The organism is Nonomuraea sp. B10E15, assembly GCF_039871615.1.
Taxonomy (GTDB): Bacteria; Actinomycetota; Actinomycetes; order Streptosporangiales; family Streptosporangiaceae; genus Nonomuraea.
Map to the genome: position 1 here is coordinate 156,313 of NZ_JBDPMB010000014.1, position 17,241 is coordinate 173,553.

14 protein-coding genes and 1 pseudogene are annotated in these 17,241 nt (G+C 70.9%); 11 read left to right on the forward strand and 4 right to left on the reverse strand.

The window, feature by feature from the left end; genetic code table 11:
* Window position 1: 1 nt before the first annotated feature.
* From ABGB14_RS32465 to ABGB14_RS32485, 5 genes and pseudogenes are all read left to right on the forward strand, one after another.
* Window positions 2–1,612 carry an FAD-dependent oxidoreductase gene (locus ABGB14_RS32465; RefSeq protein ID WP_347647643.1) on the forward strand — a complete coding sequence of 537 codons (1,611 nt, stop codon included), beginning with the start codon at window positions 2–4 and terminating at the stop codon, window positions 1,610–1,612.
* Window positions 1,612–2,520, forward strand: coding sequence for a dihydrodipicolinate synthase family protein (locus ABGB14_RS32470; RefSeq protein WP_347647644.1), 909 nt, complete (start codon window positions 1,612–1,614; stop codon window positions 2,518–2,520). Before ABGB14_RS32465 ends, ABGB14_RS32470 begins: the two co-directional genes overlap by 1 nt.
* Complete coding sequence (locus tag ABGB14_RS32475) at window positions 2,513–4,147, forward strand: alpha-amylase family glycosyl hydrolase (protein ID WP_347647645.1); 1,635 nt, start codon at window positions 2,513–2,515, stop codon at window positions 4,145–4,147. Before ABGB14_RS32470 ends, ABGB14_RS32475 begins: the two co-directional genes overlap by 8 nt.
* Complete coding sequence (locus tag ABGB14_RS32480; protein WP_347647646.1) at window positions 4,144–5,700, forward strand: arylsulfatase; 1,557 nt, start codon at window positions 4,144–4,146, stop codon at window positions 5,698–5,700. Before ABGB14_RS32475 ends, ABGB14_RS32480 begins: the two co-directional genes overlap by 4 nt.
* A 115-nt stretch (window positions 5,701–5,815) precedes the next feature.
* Window positions 5,816–5,941, forward strand: a pseudogene (locus ABGB14_RS32485) (cadmium transporter); the annotation flags it as partial.
* Window positions 5,942–5,979: 38 nt separating this feature from the next.
* Here ABGB14_RS32485 and ABGB14_RS32490 read toward each other — a convergent pair.
* From ABGB14_RS32490 to ABGB14_RS32500, 3 genes are all read right to left on the reverse strand, one after another.
* A complete protein-coding gene (locus tag ABGB14_RS32490; protein WP_347647647.1) occupies window positions 5,980–6,879 on the reverse strand; it encodes an alpha/beta fold hydrolase in 900 nt (299 codons plus the stop codon).
* Window positions 6,880–7,056: 177 nt separating this feature from the next.
* On the reverse strand, window positions 7,057–7,563 hold the full coding sequence (locus ABGB14_RS32495) for a hypothetical protein (RefSeq protein WP_347647648.1): 507 nt from the start codon (window positions 7,561–7,563) through the stop codon (window positions 7,057–7,059).
* Entirely contained in the window at window positions 7,560–8,756 is a 1,197-nt protein-coding gene (locus tag ABGB14_RS32500) for a molybdopterin-dependent oxidoreductase (protein WP_347647649.1), read from the reverse strand. Before ABGB14_RS32500 ends, ABGB14_RS32495 begins: the two co-directional genes overlap by 4 nt.
* 468 nt (window positions 8,757–9,224) lie before the next feature.
* Here ABGB14_RS32500 and ABGB14_RS32505 point away from each other — a divergent pair, with 468 nt between their 5' ends.
* The 5 genes from ABGB14_RS32505 to ABGB14_RS32525 all read left to right on the forward strand — a co-directional run bounded on the left by ABGB14_RS32505 (window position 9,225) and on the right by ABGB14_RS32525 (window position 13,287).
* On the forward strand, window positions 9,225–10,067 hold the full coding sequence (locus tag ABGB14_RS32505; protein ID WP_347647650.1) for a neutral zinc metallopeptidase: 843 nt from the start codon (window positions 9,225–9,227) through the stop codon (window positions 10,065–10,067).
* Window positions 10,068–10,320: 253 nt separating this feature from the next.
* Window positions 10,321–10,842 (forward strand): matrixin family metalloprotease, encoded by a 522-nt coding sequence (locus tag ABGB14_RS32510; protein ID WP_347647651.1) that lies wholly within the window; start codon window positions 10,321–10,323, stop codon window positions 10,840–10,842.
* Window positions 10,843–10,871: 29 nt separating this feature from the next.
* Complete coding sequence (locus tag ABGB14_RS32515; protein WP_347647652.1) at window positions 10,872–11,480, forward strand: hypothetical protein; 609 nt, start codon at window positions 10,872–10,874, stop codon at window positions 11,478–11,480.
* A 132-nt stretch (window positions 11,481–11,612) separates the two neighbouring features.
* Complete coding sequence (locus ABGB14_RS32520) at window positions 11,613–12,698, forward strand: ThiF family adenylyltransferase (RefSeq protein WP_347647653.1); 1,086 nt, start codon at window positions 11,613–11,615, stop codon at window positions 12,696–12,698.
* A gap of 103 nt (window positions 12,699–12,801) precedes the next feature.
* On the forward strand, window positions 12,802–13,287 hold the full coding sequence (locus ABGB14_RS32525) for a hypothetical protein (protein ID WP_347647654.1): 486 nt from the start codon (window positions 12,802–12,804) through the stop codon (window positions 13,285–13,287).
* A gap of 43 nt (window positions 13,288–13,330) precedes the next feature.
* Here the strand turns inward: ABGB14_RS32525 and ABGB14_RS32530 are convergent, their stop codons facing one another.
* A complete protein-coding gene (locus tag ABGB14_RS32530; RefSeq protein WP_347647655.1) occupies window positions 13,331–13,699 on the reverse strand; it encodes a nuclear transport factor 2 family protein in 369 nt (122 codons plus the stop codon).
* 218 nt (window positions 13,700–13,917) lie between these two features.
* Here ABGB14_RS32530 and ABGB14_RS32535 point away from each other — a divergent pair, with 218 nt between their 5' ends.
* A complete protein-coding gene (locus tag ABGB14_RS32535; protein ID WP_347647656.1) occupies window positions 13,918–17,133 on the forward strand; it encodes a BTAD domain-containing putative transcriptional regulator in 3,216 nt (1,071 codons plus the stop codon).
* The last annotated feature ends 108 nt before the right edge of the window (window positions 17,134–17,241 follow it).

A 17,241-nucleotide genomic window follows, 5' to 3' on the forward strand; every position in this document is an offset into this window, starting at 1 on the left:
GTTGGAATCGCGGATCACTGATGCGGATCTGGCCATCATCGGCGGTGGCGTCGGCGGAGTCGCCGCCGCGCTCGCAGCTCTGCGCCGCGGGCTGCGGGTGGTGCTGACCGAGGAGGGCGACCGCGTCGGCGGGCAGTTCACCAGCCAGGGCGTGCCCCCGGACGAGCACCGGTGGATCGAGCAGTTCGGCTGCACCGCCTCCTACCGCCGGTACCGCAACGCGGTCCGCGATCACTACCGGACGTGGTACCCCCTCACCGTGGCCGCCAGGAGCCAGCCACACCTCAACCCCGGCCTGGGCCGGGTCGGTGCACTGTGCCACGAGCCGCGGGTCAGCGGTGCGGTGCTGCGCGCGCTCGTCGACCCCTACCTGAGCAGCGGCCGGCTGCGCGTCCTGCTCCGTGCGCGGCCGGTCGCGGCGGAGACCGACGGCGACCGGGTCAGCAGCGTGACAGTGGACCGCGCGGACGCCGGCCTGGTGCACATCGCGAGCCCGTACTATCTGGACGCCACCGAGCTCGGTGACCTGCTGCCGCTCGCGGGCGTGGAACACGTCACCGGGTTCGAGTCCAGGCACGAGACCGGTGAGCCGAGCGCGCCGGAGGCGGCGCAGCCCGGCAACATGCAGGCGTTCTCCTGGGTGTTCGCCGTCGATCACCGCGAGGGCGAGGACCACGTGATCGACCGGCCGGCGAACTACGACCACTGGCGCGCGTACCGTCCCGACTACTGGCCGGGACCGCAGGTCGGGCTGACCGCGCCGGACCCGCGGACGAGGGAGCCGCTGACGCGGACGTTCACCCCGAACATCCGCTCGGGGCCCGTGCTCGCCGACCAGAGCCAGGACCCGGGGGATCGCGAGCTGTGGGAGTTCCGCCGGGCCGTCGCCCGCGAGCTGTACGAGCCCGGCTTCGTGACCAGCGACGTCACCCTGGTGAACTGGCCCATGATCGACTACGTGGCGGGGGCCCTCATCGGCGTGAGCGAGGAGGAGAAGGCCCGCCACCTCGCCGGAGCGCGTGAGCTCTCCGCGAGCATGCTCTACTGGCTGCAGACCGAGGCGCCACGGCCGGACGGCGGCCGCGGCTGGCCGGGACTACGGCTGCGGCCGGACGTCATGGACACCCCCGACGGCTTCGCCGCCGCCCCCTACATCCGCGAGTCCCGGCGGATCAGGGCCGAGTACACCGTCGTCGAACAGGACGTGTCCCTCGCCGTACGCGGAGATGCGGGCGCGAAGCCGTACGACGACACGGTCGGCATCGGCATGTACCGGATCGACCTGCACCCCTCGACGGGCGGCGACAACTACATCGACGTTCCCAGCTGCCCGTTCCAGATCCCGCTCGGCGCCCTGCTGCCCGTACGCGTGCGGAACGTGTTGCCGGCCGGCAAGAACATCGGCAGCACGCACATCACCAACGGCTGCTACCGGCTGCACCCCGTGGAGTGGAACATCGGCGAGGCCGCCGCCTCACTGGTGGCCTACTGCCTGGGGGAGACGGTGGAGCCGCACGATGTCCGGCGCAAGGAAGCACACCTGCGAGCGTTCCAGGGCGCGCTGAAGGCCGACGGCGTCGAGCTGTCCTGGCCGGAGATCCGGGGGTACTGATGCCGGTGTCAGGTGTGATCGTCCCCGCCGTGACCCCGATCGGCGAGAGCGGGCGTCCGGACCTCGCGGCCGGCCTGGGATATTTCGGCGCGCTCGCCGCCGCGGGCATCACGAAGATCATGCTCCTGGGCACGAACGGCGAAGGGCCGCTGCACCAGACGGCGGAGATCGGCGCGTTCCTCGCCGATGCCGTCGGCCGCTGGCGGTGGCTGGTGCCGGGCGGCACCGTCGTCGTCAACGTCTCCGCCGCCGGCACCCGCGAATCGCTCAGGCGGGCCGAGCTCGCCGCGGCGGCCGGGTGCGACGCGGTCGCCCTCAGCCCGCCCTGCTACTTCCACCATGACGAGCACGACATCGTCGAGCACTACCGGGCGAGCCGTGCCGCGGCCGTGCCGGTGATCGCGTACAACATCCCGCGGTACGCGCCGCCGTTCTCGGCGGGCTCGATCGCAGCCGTCGCCGACATGGAGCACGTCGCCGGCGTCAAGGACAGCTCCGGCGACTCGGACATCCTGCGGCAGTGGCTCGACGTCAAGCGCCAAAGGCCGGACTTCGGCGTGAGCCAGGGAGCGGAGGGCAAGATGCTCGACGCGCTGTCCGCGGGCGCGGACGGGATCACCCCCGGAATCGCCAACCTCGCCCCGCGCGTCGCGCTCGAACTCGTCGCCGCGCACCACGCAGGCGATCAGGAGCGTGCCGCCCTGGCCCAGAAACGGGTCGTCTCGTTGCTCGGGGTGCACGGGATCCGGGCCGGAGTCCCGGTCGTCAAGGCGAGCCTCGCCATGCGAGGCCTGTGCGCCCCCACGGTCGCCCCGCCGCTGCGGACCCTCGACGACGGCGAACTGGCGGCACTGCGCGAGTTCCTGACGGAATTCGAGCCTGATCTGATCGGAGCCGCCGATGACTGACGTCGAGTGGTGGCGTACCGCGGTGATCTACCAGATCTACATCCGGTCCTTCGCGGACGGCGACGGCGACGGGATCGGCGACATCGCCGGGATCCGCAGCCGCCTGGGCTACCTGGCCGGGCTCGGTGTCGACGCCATCTGGATCACGCCGTGGTACGAGTCGCCGAACAACGACGGGGGCTACGACGTGGCCGACTACCGTGCCATCGCCCGCGAGTACGGCGACGTGCGCGGGGCCGAGCAACTCGTCGCGGAGGCGCACCGGCATGGCCTGAAGGTGATCCTGGACATCGTGCCGAACCACACGTCCACCGATCACCCCTGGTTCCAGGCCGCGCTCGCCGCCCCGCCCGGCTCCCCGGAACGCGCCCGGTACCACTTCATGGACGGGCACGTCGTCCCCAACGACTGGCGCAGCACGTTCGGCGGCCCGGCCTGGACCCGGGTGCCCGACGGGCAGTGGTACCTGCACCTCTTCGATCCCACCCAGGCCGACCTCGACTGGTCCCATCCCGAGGTCCGCGCGGAGTTCCTGGACCTGCTGCGCTTCTGGTTCGACCGCGGGGTCGACGGGTTCCGCGTCGACGTCGCCACCGGCCTGATCAAGCACCCCGGTTACCCCGATCTCGGCTACCGGGAGGAGGACCTGCTCGTTCTCACCGACGTGCCCGACCATCCGCACCGGGACCGCGACGAGGTGCACGCCGTCTACCGGGAGTGGCGCGAGGTGGCCGACGCCTACGACCCGCCGAGGATCTTCGTGGCCGAGGCGTGGGTGGCGGACCCCGAGCGGCTGGCCAGGTACGTGGCGCCGGCCCAGCTCCACACCGCCTTCAACTTCCCCTTCCTGCAGTCCGCGTGGGACGCCGGCGACCTCTTCACGGTGATCGACTCCACGCTCCGCACGATGTCTCTCTCCGGTTCCCCCTCCGGCGCGCCGCCCACCTGGGTGCTGTCCAACCACGACGTCGAACGCACGGTGACCCGTTACGGCCGTGCCTACACCCGCAAGCACCAGGGGAGATCCGGTCACGAGCTGGGCCCGGTCGACGAGGATCTGGGCCGCCGTCGCGCCAGGGCCGCGCTGCTGCTGATGCTGGCGCTGCCCGGCGTCGCCTACCTCTACCAGGGCGAGGAACTCGGGCTGCCCGACCACATGGACATCCCCGACGATCGTCTCCGGGACCCGATCTGGACCCGTTCGGGCGGGCGCCGCCGGGGACGCGACGGCTGCCGCGTACCGCTGCCCTGGACGCCGGCGCCGGACGGCGCCGGGTTCGGTTCGGCGGACCCGTGGCTTCCGCAGCCTCCCGGATGGGGGCGGCTCTCGGTGGCGAACCAGGTGGACGACCCGGCCTCCACCTACCACCTCGTGGCGCGGGCGCTGCGGATCCGGCGGGAGCTGGACGTCCCCCAGGAGCTCGAGTGGGTGGACCGAGCCGGCTCGGTCCTGCGCTTCCGTCGCGGACCGGACTTCGAGTGCGTCGTCAATCTCGGTGACACGGAGGTGCCGCTGCCCGCCGGCACGGTCACCCTCCTGCGCAGCGACGCCCACGCCGCCGCGGGCGACCCGCTCGGACCGGACACCGCCGCCTGGCTGCGGGTGCGGGGCGACGGTACGACATGAGCCGACCCAACATCGTGCTGATCCTCGCCGACGACCTGGGCTACTCGGACATCGGCTGTTACGGCGGCGAGATCCGCACGCCGAATCTCGACCGGATCGGCCGGGCCGGGGTGCGGCTGTCGCAGTTCGCCAACACGGCACGGTGCAGCCCGTCGCGCGCGTCCCTGCTGACCGGGCTGCATCCGCACCAGACCGGTGTCGGTGTCCTGGCCGGCAACGGCGCACCCGGAGGCTATCCGGGCAGCCTCGACGACCGCTGCGTGACCGTCGCCGAGCTGCTCGGAGCCGCCGGGTACGCCACCGCCATGTCGGGCAAATGGCACCTGAGCGGGCCGTTGTGGGAGCCGGCCGGCTCGTGGCCCACTCGGCGAGGATTCGGCGACTTCTTCGGAACCCTCAGCGGATGCGGGAGCTACTACGACCCGGCGACCCTGTACCGGGGCGAGGCGGACGCGAGCGCCGAAACCCGCGATCCGCGGTTCTTCTACACCGATGCGATCACCGACCACGCGGTGGAGTTCATCGGCCGGGAGGCCGCCGCCGGCCGTCCGTTCTTCGCGTACGTGGCCTACACCGCGCCGCACTGGCCGCTGCACGCGCCCGAGGAGGACGTCGCCGGGTACGACGGCGTCTACACCGCGGGCTGGGACGAACTGCGCGCCCGCCGGCTCGACCGGCTGCGCGCCGAGGGCCTGCTCGGCGCCGAGTCGGCACTGTCCCGGCCCGATCCGGCGCAACCACCGTGGGCGGCGCCGCCGGACCAGGCGTGGGAGGCCCGCCGCATGCAGGTGTACGCCGCCCAGGTGGAGCGGATGGACCGGGGCATCGGCCGGATCCTCGACCAGCTGGCGACCTCCGGGGTCTACGACGACACCGTCGTGGTGTTCCTGTCGGACAACGGCGGCTGCGCCGAGATCCTGCCGCTCGGCGACCCGGAGGAATTCCGGGCCAGGCGGCACATCGTGCCGGCGGCCACCCGGGAGGGCGCCGAGTTGCGTGTCGGCAACCTTCCGGGTGTCGATCCCGGCCCGGAGGACACCTACGCGAGTTACGGCCCCGCGTGGGCCAACCTGTCCAACACCCCGTTCCGTCTCTACAAGCGGTGGGTCCACGAGGGAGGCATCGCCACCCCGTTCATCGTGCACTGGCCCGCGGGAGGCCTGGCCGCGGGCCGGATCGTCCGGACCCCCTTCCAGCTCACCGACGTGCTGCCCACCCTGCTCGCCGCCGCCGGCGTCGAGTACCCGCGCGAGTTCCAGGGGCGGGATACGCCGCCCCTGGAGGGGCGCAGCATGGTGCCCGCCCTGCGCGGCGAGCCGGTCCCGGACACGTGGCTGTTCTGGGAGCACCTGGGCAACGCCGCCGTACGCCGGGGGCGGTGGAAGCTGGTCCGCGAGCACGCGGGGCCATGGGAGCTCTACGACATGGACGCCGACCGCTCCGAGCTGGCCGATCTCGCCGGACGCCACCCCGGCCGCGTCGCCGAGCTGGCCGCCGCGTACCGCCGCTGGGCGCGGCGGGTCGGCGTCATACCCCGCGAAGGGGCGGGTTGACGGGTGTGCTCAGGTCTGATTCGTACCGGTGACGCGTCTCGAAGTTTACTGAGACGCTCGTCTCGGCACCCTGACCGGGGGCGCGTACGCGACCGCTAGCCGGTGCGTCGCGGGACGATTTTTCGCCACCCGCCCGGTCGTCGCTCGCGCGCTGAGCCGGTGGGGTCACCTCCTGTTGCCGACCGTGCTGATCGGGCTCGGGGTGCTCATTCTCGTGGAGGGCGGCGCCTTCGGCCTGTAGGGGTCAGCTGACGCGCGTGCTCGTGGTGGACGCCCGCACTAGCCGGCGACCTGCGTGGTGACATGCTGGACGGCCTTGACGGCGGCGTCGGGCTGGTCGGTGTAGATGTAGTGGCCGCTCTTGGCGGCGGTGCTCAGCCTGCTCCTGCTGGAGATCGCGAGCCACCTGCGCTGGCCGGCGCTCCACGCCTGCTCCAGGTGCTCGCCGTAGGTGGGGATGGCCGCGAGGTACGGCCGGCCGTGCTTGATCACCTCGACCGGGATGTCCCCGGCGGAGCGGACCTTGCCGTCGGCCATGACGAGCTGCTCCGGGTTCTGCCCCTTGAAGATCGCCAGGTTCTGCGCGCGCACCTCGGCCGCCGGGCCCTTGGCCGAGGCCGGGATGACCTTGGCGACGTCGCCGGCCATGGTCGAGGGGGTGGCGTCCATCAGCACCAGCCCCTTGACGCGGTCCTGGTGGTCGGGGGCGTAGCGGGCGGCGATGAGCCCGCCGAGCGAGTGGCCGGCCAGCACGACCGGGCGGTCACCGGCGACCTGGTCGAGCACGCCGGTGAGGATCTTGCCGGTGCTCGCGAAGTCCTGCGGGCCCTGCGGCTTGTCGCTGGCGCCCGCGCCGAGCCGGTCGTAGGAGCAGACCCGGTTCTTGGCGCTGAGCGTCTTCTGCAGGGCGGCCATCTTGGTCAGGTCGTCGCCGCCGCCGTGCATCAGCACGATCACCGGCGCACCGTCGGCCGCCGCACCCGAGCAGGACACGTTCACCGACCTGCCCGCGACCTCGATCTTCTTGGTCCCGTAGCTCAGGTCGGCCTCGATCTGCTGCTCGGCGGAGGCGATGGGGTCCCAGTTCTCCAGCGCGTCGCCGTTGCAACCGGTGGCGCCCGCGCCGATCACGGTGCCGCACAGCGCGGCGAGAACGGTTGCCTTGATCTTGCGGGGCATGGGGGTCCTCCGGTGACTCGCAGGGTGGTGTGGTGGGAGAGCGGCGGAGCGCCGTAACCACGCCTCAACGTTATGGATCAGGCCGTCCCCGAAGCGTCCCCGCACGGTGGACATTCGCCGGTAGCTCGCACGGGGGACAAGCGCGCCCGCCGCCGCGTCACCGCCGATCGCGGCCGGTCAGCGCTTCGACCGTCCCGCGGCCCGGTGCCGCACCGCGTAGAGCAGGCCCGAGACGCCGAAGAGCACCAGGGTGATCGACAACCACCGCCCGAGGTAGGGGGAGGTGCTCAGCCCGACCGCTGCCTGGTAGTTGCGCTCGGCACCGCGCAGGACGAGGGGGAACCACACGAGCAGCAGCAGGCAGGACAGCCCGGCCGGCACCCGTACGTGATTGACCACCGCGGGCCGCCGCCCGGCCGGCCGAGCCGGGCCGGGGCGCGCAGGAAGCTTCGGCAGGGATCGGATCGCGGTGTCGGCCGCCGAGTACAGCGGCCACAACACCAGGTCGTGGAAGATGACGGCGCCGACGAACCACACGGCGAACCCCATCCAGATGCCGGCCTCCACCACCCGGGTGGCGGCGTAACCGGCCACCGCGAAGCAGGCCGCCAGCCCGAGAAGGTGCAACGGGCCGGCACCGTAGGCGCTCGCCCACCGGCTCGCGCCGCGACCGCGGCGGTTCACCGTCCCTCCCGGCGGAACTCGAGTTCGCGCACCCACTTGGTGTTGTGCACGCCCGGGGCGTTCGGCACGATGACGCGCGCGGGGAATCCGTGGTCGAGGGAGAGATCGGCGCCGTTGACCCGCAGCGCCAGCAGCGAACGCGGGTCGGCCACCTGCCCGGCGCTGAGCGAGGCCTGGCCGAAATAGCCCACGCGCTGCAGCGATTCGGCCGTGACCGCCGCCGCGCCGGGCGGGACGCCGGCCAGGCGGGCCAGGTCCGCCAGCCGCACACCCGTCCAGACCTGCTCGGTCGACCACCCCTCCACGCAGGCGATCGGCAGCGCGTAGGTGTGCAGCGGCATCGCCAGCAGGTCCGCACGGGACAGGTGCACCGGGCTCGCCCCCACGACCGCCAGCCGCCACCCGTCGCCCGTCTCCGCCGCGGTGACGCCGAGGCCGGCCGCCGTCTTGTTGACCTGGAAGTCGTTGGGCCCCGTCCCGTACTCGCGCCCGTGCGGAGCCAGCAAGGCCGTTCGGCGCAGCGGCCCGTCCAGCGTCTGGCCGGCCGACAGGCCGAACATCAGCGCCGAGCCACCGCCGACGAACGCCAGCAGGCCGCGCCGGGACATGGTGGGCGGCGCCGGATCAGCCGGGACCAGGCCGTCGGGGTCGGGAGGTTCCGGTCGCGTGTCGGCCAGGCGCGTACGCAGCTCGCGCCGCAGGTCCCGGGACCGCACCGCGCGGACCGCCCGGGGCAGCCGCATGGCGACGTGGACGGCCAGCGCCGCCAGAAAGATCCACGCACCGTACAGATGCGCCGGATAGAAGGAGAAGGGGAAGACGTAGAAGAGCTGGATGTTGAGGATCCCGGTAGCGAACTGGAACCCCGCACCGCCGACCAGCAGCACCAGGCTGGCGCGGTCGACGGCCTGCGCGATCGAGCGCACCGGCGGCCACTGGAACAGCTTGGGGATCACCGACCACAACTTGGCCAGCAGCACCGGTACCAGCGTCAGCCCCAGGATGACATGGGTGCCCTGGGTGACCCGGTACAGCCAGGCCGGGTGCGTCGGCCAGTCGAAGAGATAGAAACCCAGCAGACCCTTGCCCGGCGTCGTGTCGTTGCCCGGCAGCCGGGGCTCGTAGGCGGCGTACGACACCAACCCGGTGACCGCGACGACGGTGAGCCCGACGAGCAGGACGAGACCGAGCACCGACGTGAGCCAGGGACCGCGCAGCGGGCTCCGCCAGAAACCCGGGCGGAACGGCCCGGGGGGCGCGGTCGCCTTCGGCCGTCCGGCCCGGCGGCTTCCCGTAGCGGACGCGTTCCGGGCATGGGCGTGCCCATGCGGCGTATCCGGCACTGATCCCCCCGAAGCCGGTAGTCGGATGCTGAGCTCCTTACCGGGAGTGCCGCCTTCAACACGGGACGACGGTAAACATCCCGCCATGCCGCGATCGCCTTGTCCGGGTCCCCCGCGTTCTCGACGGCCCCACGACGGACGTCCTGCCGATCATGACCGCTCCGGCGGCGCCGCGTGATTCACGCGTGTTCGTATCCCTCGTCACACGCGTCACATGGAGCAATCGTGCCAATTGCGACGCAATATGCCCGATCTTGACCTAATCTTGTGCAGTCTATGAACGTTTCTCACAGATTCGCAGCGCTCGCATCCACCGGTGTGGCCCTCACGATGGCCGTGACCTCGCAGGTGTTCGTCTCGCCCGGCGTGGCTTCGGCGGCCGTGGCACCCAGCAACCAGATCCAGCACGCTGCCCAGCCGCTCGGGGGAGCCGCGGCGAGCACGCTGAGCCGGAGCGCCAGTGCGAACAAGTCGCTGGCCACCAAGAACCGGATCTACCGGACCGGCCGCCTCACCGACGTGAACTGCAGGCCCGGTGCGCTGCCGTCCGGGAGCACGGCAGCGTACAAGCGCTTCCTGACCCGCGTGACCAACTGCCTGAACAAGGCGTGGGGCGCGCAGTTCCGCAAGGCGCGGATGCCCTTCTCCAAGCCGCGGCTGCGCATCATCACCAGCAAGGTGAACACGCCCTGCGGCAGGTGGAGCACCGGCGCCGACGGCTACTACTGCTCCGCCAACCGCACGATGTACATGCTGATCACCAAGAAGCAGCTCCGCCAGCCGTTCCCGCTGGGCATCGCGCGGCTCATGGCTCACGAGTACGGCCACCACGTGCAGCAGACCTCGCGGATCTGGAGCTACTACTGGACGGCCCGCAACTCGGCCGGCCGCTCCCAGCGCCTGGCGCTGTCGCGCAGGTCCGAGCTCCAGGCCGAGTGCTTCTCCGGCGCCTTCATGTCGACGCTGCGGGACGGTTCGCAGTTCTCGGACCGGCAGTGGGACTACACGGTGAACTGGTTCAGGAAGAACGGCGCCAAGGCGTGGCCGCAGAACGACCACGGCAGGGGGCCCACGCAGGCGACCTGGATGACGCGCGGCTACAACAGCGGCTCTCCCGGAGCCTGCAACACCTGGGCCGCGTCGGCCCGCAGCACCACCTGACGTCACGCCACCCTCGGTGATCGTGCTTCGAGCGGACTGACACCGCGTTCAAGGCGATCTCCGTGCTGTCCACCACGTTCTCAAAGGGGAAGGGCCGGGCCCGTCACGGGTCCGGCCCTTCCCTTGTGTCATCACGGGTCCCGGCTCCGTGACAGGTCTCGGACGCACGGTACAGAAGGTCTGCATCCGGTGGTAACGACATTCGTACGCCGGCCACCGATCATCGTTCGTGGACCAGGACAGGAGGAACCGGATGACCATGCGCAGAGGCGTTCTCCGGACCATGGCGGTGGCAGCGACCGGGATCGTCGCGGTGGCGGTGAGCACCACCCCGGTCATCGCCCACAGGAGCGGCAACGGCCTGCAGACCCCCCAGCTCAGCGTCTATCCCTACAACTACAACGACGTCTGGCAGCCCGCGATGAACAAGGCGGGATCCAACTGGAACGCGACCAGCACCCCGGTGCGGGTCTACAAGGACAGCGACTCCGGGTCGACGATCACCGCGAAGAGCTACAGCAACACCTGGTACGGCACCTACACCCGGTGCGGCCCCAGCTGCTTCTACATCAAGCTCAACTCCCGCACCATCGCCAGGGACGCGTCCAACACCTCCAACTTCATCACCAGCGTTCTCGTGCACGAGCTCGGCCATGCCCTGAACCTGGCGCACAACACAGTGACGTCCATCATGAACCGCAGCCGGAACCGGAACTCCACGACCTACACCAAACCCCGGCCCCATGACGTCAGCGACGTCAACGCCTATTACTGATGACCGGATGCGTGGGAAAGGCAGATCACATGAAGGCGTTGACCCGGCTGCTGGCGGCCTCCGCGACGGCGGCCCTTCTCGTGACGGGATGCTCCGGGGCCGAACCGGCCACGATGGTCATCGAGGCCGAATATCCCGAGTACAAAAGCGCGGAGGAGCTTTTCGCGCAAGCGACGCTGGTGGTCGAGGCCACGTTGTCGACGACGTCACGCGTTCGGCGCGAGGCGGAGCCCGTTCCTGATCCGTCGGACACCGACCCGTTGTCGAACCCGATGGCGGGCGCCCCGCAGCAGGCGGATCCCTCGGCCGCCGCGCCGCCAGGCGACGTCGTGACCGTCCACGACGCGAAGGTGCTGAAGGTGTTCAAGGGGTCGGCGAAGCCCGGGCAGACCGTCGAGGTCAAAGAACTCGGCGGCACCATCGACGGCGTGAAGTACGAGGTGGAGCACGCCACGCCGCTGAAGGGCGGCGGCAGCTACCTGCTCTTCCTGGAGACGTACGCGGACTCCCCGGCCGCGATGCTCAACTCCGACCAGGCCCAGTACGCGGTGAGCGGCACGGGCGACTACGTCGCGCTGCCGGCGAACTCCATCAAGCTGACGGCCGACGACGTCTCCAGGTTGTCGGACAAGGACTGACCCCGCAGCCCTGGCGAGCTTCGCGACAGGCTGTTCGACCGTGGCGTAGCCGGCGATCAGGAACCGGCCGGCTTGTGGAACAAACCTCTGCTGGGCAGAATGCACCCGAGGGAGCCCGGCGAGGAGGAGCGCGTGACGGAGTGGCGCCCCCGGCTGCGGGAAAGCGTGATCGTCCAGGCCGAGGGCCGGGAGTTGCTCTTTCTGTGCACGGCGGACAGGACCGTGAAGAGATTCGCCGCCGACGATTTCGTGAGACACGTGATAAAGCTCCTCGACGGCACGCGCACGTATGCCGAGATCGAGCGTTCCGTCGGTGATGCGCAGGCGCTCGGTGAGGTGCTGCAGATCCTCACGGAAGAAAGGCTGCTGAGTCGTGTCGGGGATTTGGCGTCGTCCTTTTCGAAGCTCGGGGAGGAGCGTGCCGAGTTCTACGACCGCCAGTTGCGGTTGCTCCAGGATTTCTGTGACCAGGGCCGTGCCGACGTCGTTTCCGGCGTGCGGTTGCAGGAGCGTGTGGACCGCTCGACGGCGGTGGTGTGCGGCGTTGGCGGGCTCGGGGGCTGGGTCGCGCTCTGTCTGGCGAGCGCGGGTGTGGGCACGATCCGCCTGTGCGATTTCGACCGGGTCGAGCCGTCCAATTTGACCCGGCAGAGCCTGTTCGCCGTCGCCGACGTGGGGGCGTCCAAGGTGGAGGCGGCCGCTGCCAGGCTGCGGGCGGCCAATCCTTATGTCATGGTCGAGACCTTCGACCGGCGTGTGACGTCGTCCGCCGATCTGGCTGACCTGGTGGACGGGGCGGGTGTCGTGGTCAACGCGATGGATTTGCCCACGCCCAATGACACGGCCGCCTGGGTGAGCGAGGCCTGCTGGCCGGATGTGCCGCACATCCTGGGCACCGGCTATGCGTACCATATCGGGGTGCTCGGCGCGACGGTTCTTCCGGGCAGAACGGCCTGCTGGGCGTGTGTGCGGGCCGAGACGTTCGCAGATCACGGGCGTCATCGGATGGAGTCGCTGATCGGCAAGAGGCAGAGGGCGGGCGCCATCGGGGCGTTGTGCGGGCTGATCGGCACCATTCTGGGTTGGGAGGCGATCCGGGTCCTGGCGGGGCTGGAGCCGGCGCTGAGCGGCAAGTGGAGCGAGGTGGACTTCTGGCCGCTGGAGATCCGTTCGCGTCCCGTCCCGCGGCGATCCGACTGCCCGACCTGCGGTCCCTGACGACACACCGCCGGAGGGGTTCCGCGCGTTGTGCGCCTGTGCCCGGTCGTTTCTGGAACGCTGGTGGCGGAGGACGCTGCGGGCGAGGTGGTTCGGAGGCGACATGAACGAGGCGACCGCGCATCTGCTGTTCGATGCGGTGGAGCGCTTGGAGAAGAACATCGTGGCCCGGGAGTGCCCGGCCATCGTCGCCATGGAGGGCACGGACAAGGTCGTCCTGAGCGAGTACGACTACCTGCGCGATCCCGTCACGGCGGAGGCGTTCGAGATCAGGGCGGCGGAGAAGGGCCTGGAGATCGACGTCGTCCGCTGGGTGCTGGGCGTTCCGCAGGTGTGGTTGTTCAAGCCTCCGGGCACGATCGCCGTCCGGCCCGTCTCCTCCCAGCCGCTCCAGGAGGGAGAGCAGGAGGCCATCACCTGGATGAGCTTCGACCGCGACGACGGCGTGGACTACGGGCGGGTCGCGTACGTGCGCCGCCCGAACGGGGAGCCGGTGTTCTCGGACCCGGAGGTCTTCGACGTCGCCATCCGGCCGGCGCAGACCATGCCCGGTTTCGTGCTGCTGCAGCGGTGCCTGGCCGAGGACTGAGGGCCGGCCCTCGACAGACCGGCCCTCGCCCCGGTGGCTGCCGTCAGCGGTGGCCGTTCTCCTTCAGTTCGATGACCCAGGCACGACGCTCGGCGATCCTGCCGTCGCGCATGACGAACACCTCCGCCATGGACATGCGCATCTCGCCGCCCGCGACTCGCTTCACCGTCCCGGTGAGTTCCGCCATGACGACGTCGCCCTGCTCGACCATGCGCACGACCTCCAGGTGAGGAGGGTTGACGAACTCGGGCGGGCCGTCGATGGCCCGGTCGTAGGCGTCCTTGCCGGTCAGATGGAAGGCGCCGAAGACGGTCCACTCGATGTCGTCCGTCAGGCAGGACAGGATCTGCTCGTGATCGTTCTTGCGGAAACCGTCCAGATAGGTGTTGACGGTCTCGATGTTCCGTGACATGTCTGCTCCTTCATGTCGGATGTCGCACTTCAAGGGGGCGTCACGCCGTCCTCACCGGAAAGGTCGGAGCGCCCGGAGCGTTCTTGACATCGCCCCGGCATCCGATGTCCAACTCGCCAATGCCGCCGGGGATCGAAGAGTTCGCAACCGTTTCTTCACCCAGTGGACCGCCGGAACGGGCCGTCCAGGTTTACAGTGCGTCCATCCAAGGGAGCACGATGAGGTTTGGGATATTAGGTCCACTGACGGTGTGGCGCGAGGAGGAGCCGCTCGATCTCGGCACGCCCAAGGCGCGCGTGCTGTTGGCGGTCTTGCTGTGCCAGGCGGGCAACCCTGTTTCGGAAGACCAGCTGCTTGTGGCGCTGTGGGGGGACACCCCTCCGAAGAGCGCCACCAAGAACGTGCAGACCTACGTCCACCGGCTCCGGCGGCACCTGGACGACCCGGCTCGCGTCGTGCGGCAGGGCTACGGCTATCTGGTGACGGTCTCCGCGGACGAGCTCGATGCGGGGCGGTTCGAGAACCTGGCGAGCTCGGGGCAGGCGGCGGAGGCCGCCGGTGAGCCGGAGGCGGCGACCCGCCTTCTGCAGGACGCGCTGGATCTCTGGCGCGGGCCCGCGTTCGCCGGCATGGCCGATGTCCCGATGCTGGCCACGGAGGCCGCGCGGCTGGACGAGGTGCGCATGTCGGTCCTGCAGTCGCGGATCGCCGTGGACCTGAGCCTGGGTCGCCACGCCGCGCTGCTGGGCGAGCTGACCGCGCTCACCGGCGAGTACCCCCTGCGGGAGCGGTTGCGCGCGCAGCTGATGCTGGCGCTGTACCGCTGCGGCCGGAGGGCGGACGCGCTCGCCGAATACACGCGTGCCCGCAGGACCCTGGTCGAGGAGACCGGCCTGGACCCGGCGGAAGAGCTGCACGACATGCACCAGAGGATCCTCACGGAGGACCCGTCACTCGACCTCGTTCCTCGCGCCCAGGCGAAGATCACGCGCTCGCCTGGAGGGCCGGGCCCGTACAGGCCGGCGGAGGCAAGGCCCCACCGTGAACGGGCCGCGCGCCGGCCGGACGGAGTGAGCACCGAGCCGGGCGAGAAGGCGCGGCACGCGCCCGGGCGTGTCCTGCCCGCCTACCGTCGCGTCCATGCCACGGCCCTGACGCCCGAGCTTCGAACGGCCCCCATCCCCGCGGAGCTGCCCCCGGACATCGCGGAGTTCACGGGCAGGGACGGCGAGGTGGCGGAGCTGACCGAGGCCCTCACCAAGCCGCGGCCGGGCACCGTCGCCATGGCCGGCGTCGCGGGTATGGGAGGCCTGGGCAAGACCACGCTCGCCGTGCACGTCGCGCACCGGATCGCGGGTCGTTTCCCCGACGGTCAGCTCTACGCGGACCTGCGCGGCGCCTCCGCCGACCCCGCCCGCCCGGAGGACGTGCTCAGCCGCTTCCTGTTCGCCCTGGGCATCAGCGCCACCGGCATACCCGAATCCCTGGAAGAACGCGTGGCGCTCTACCGGAGCTGCCTGGCCGGACGGAGAACTCTCATCCTGCTGGACAACGTCGCGGGGGAGGAGCAGGTGCGGCCGCTCCTGCCCGGGGCCCCCGGCACGGCCGTGCTGCTCACCGGGCGTGTCCGGCTGGTCGGCCTCGAGGGCACGAGCCTGCTGGAGCTCGACGTCCTGCCGTCGGCCCAGGCCATGGACCTGCTGAGAAGGATCATCGGTGACGAACGCGTCCAGGACGATCCGGACGCGGCTCTGGAGATCACCCGGCTGTGCGGTCGCGTCCCGCTGGCGGTCCGCATCTCGGCGGCCAGGCTCCTCGGCAGGAGGCAGTGGAGCCTGGCCCACCTCGCCGGCGTCCTCGGGGAGGAACGCCACCGGCTGGACGAACTCGTGGCGGGCGACCTCGACATCCGCGCGGGATTCGAGATGACCTACCGGACGCTTCCCGCGGGCGCGCAGCGGGCCTTCCGGCTCGCCGGGCTGCTCGACGCGCCCGACTTCGCCTCCTGGGCGGTGGCCGCCCTCCTGGACGTGCCGGTACGGCAGGCGGAACGCGAGATCGAGACCCTGGTCGACGCCCATCTGCTGAACCTCACGGGGACGGACGAGACGGGCAGGCTCAGGTACCGGTTCCACGACCTGATCCGGTTGTACGCGCGCGAGCGGGCGCAGCGCGAGGAATCCGAACCCGAGCGCCAGGCCGCGCTCCGGCGGGCCCTGGGCGCGTGGCTGGCCCTGGCGGAGGTCGCGGCGGAGCACGTCCCGGGCCCCTGCTTCGCACTCATGCACAGCAGTGCGCCGCGCTGGCGGCTGCCCGCGGCGGTGTCCGGCCCGCTGCTGGCCGACCCGATGGCCTGGTTCGGCGCGGAGCACGCCGCGCTGATGGCGGGGGTGGCCCAGGCGTGCGAGGCGCGCCTGACCCAGCTCGCGTGGGACCTCGCGGGGTCCACCGAGACGTACCTCAACGTGCGCGGCCTGTACGACGGCTGGCTGCGCATGCACGAGCAGGCGCTCGCGCTCTGCCGTGAGACCGGCGACAGGCGCGGCGAGGCCGTGCTGATGCGCGGCCTCCTGGAGGTCACCACCTGGAGTTCGCCGGCGGGCCCCGGACCGGCGATGACGCGGATGCGGGCCGGCGCCTCGCAACTCCTCGACCTGTTCACCATGCTGGACGATCCGGTGGGAATGGCCGACGCCCTGGCGACCCTGGCCTGGAGCATGACGGCCGACGGGAACGGCGGTGCGCAGGCGCTCGCCCTGGCGGAGCGCGCCCTGCGGACGGCCGCCGACGCGGGCTACCTCGGCGGCCAGGCGCGGGCCTACCACGTGATGGCGATCATCTACGGCGAGGACGACCCGCGGGCGGCGCACACGGTCCTGGAGCAGGCGACGAAGGTCGCCGAGGCGCTCGGCAACCCCCACTACACCACGACGATCACCCAGTTCCTCGGGGCGGCGAAAGCGTTCAGCGGTGACTTCGCGGGCGGCCAGCGACTGCTGGAGAGGTCCCTGGACATGGCGCGGCGGTTGAACTACCGCTATCTGGAGACGTTCTCGCTGCTCTACCTCTCGAAGTTGTTCCTCGTCACCGGGGACGAGCGGGCCAGGGCGACCGCCGAGCTGACGCTGGCCCACAGCGAGGACGGCAACTTCGGCCATTACCTCGCCGACGCGCTCAGCCTTCTCGGGCAGGTGAACCTGGCCGAAGGAGACCTGCCCGCCGCCATCGCCGCCCTCGAACGCTCGGTCCGGGTCTGGCGGACCCGCGGCTCGATCCCCTACCTGGCGCGGACGCTGCGCGCCCTCGGCGACGCCCACGACGCCGCCGGCGACCACCGCACGGCCAAGGCCATCTGGGAAGAGGCTCGCGAACTGTTCCACGGGATCTCGCACGAGGACGGCGTGGGAACGCTGGACGCCCGGCTCGGCCGCTGACCCGCTCATGTCGCCGCGAGACGAACCGGCCACCACGAATGTTGTCATCCACCCGGTCCGTCCGTACGCCGCTCCGGCGGGCGCGAAAGGGGTGCGGTCTTTCTCGCC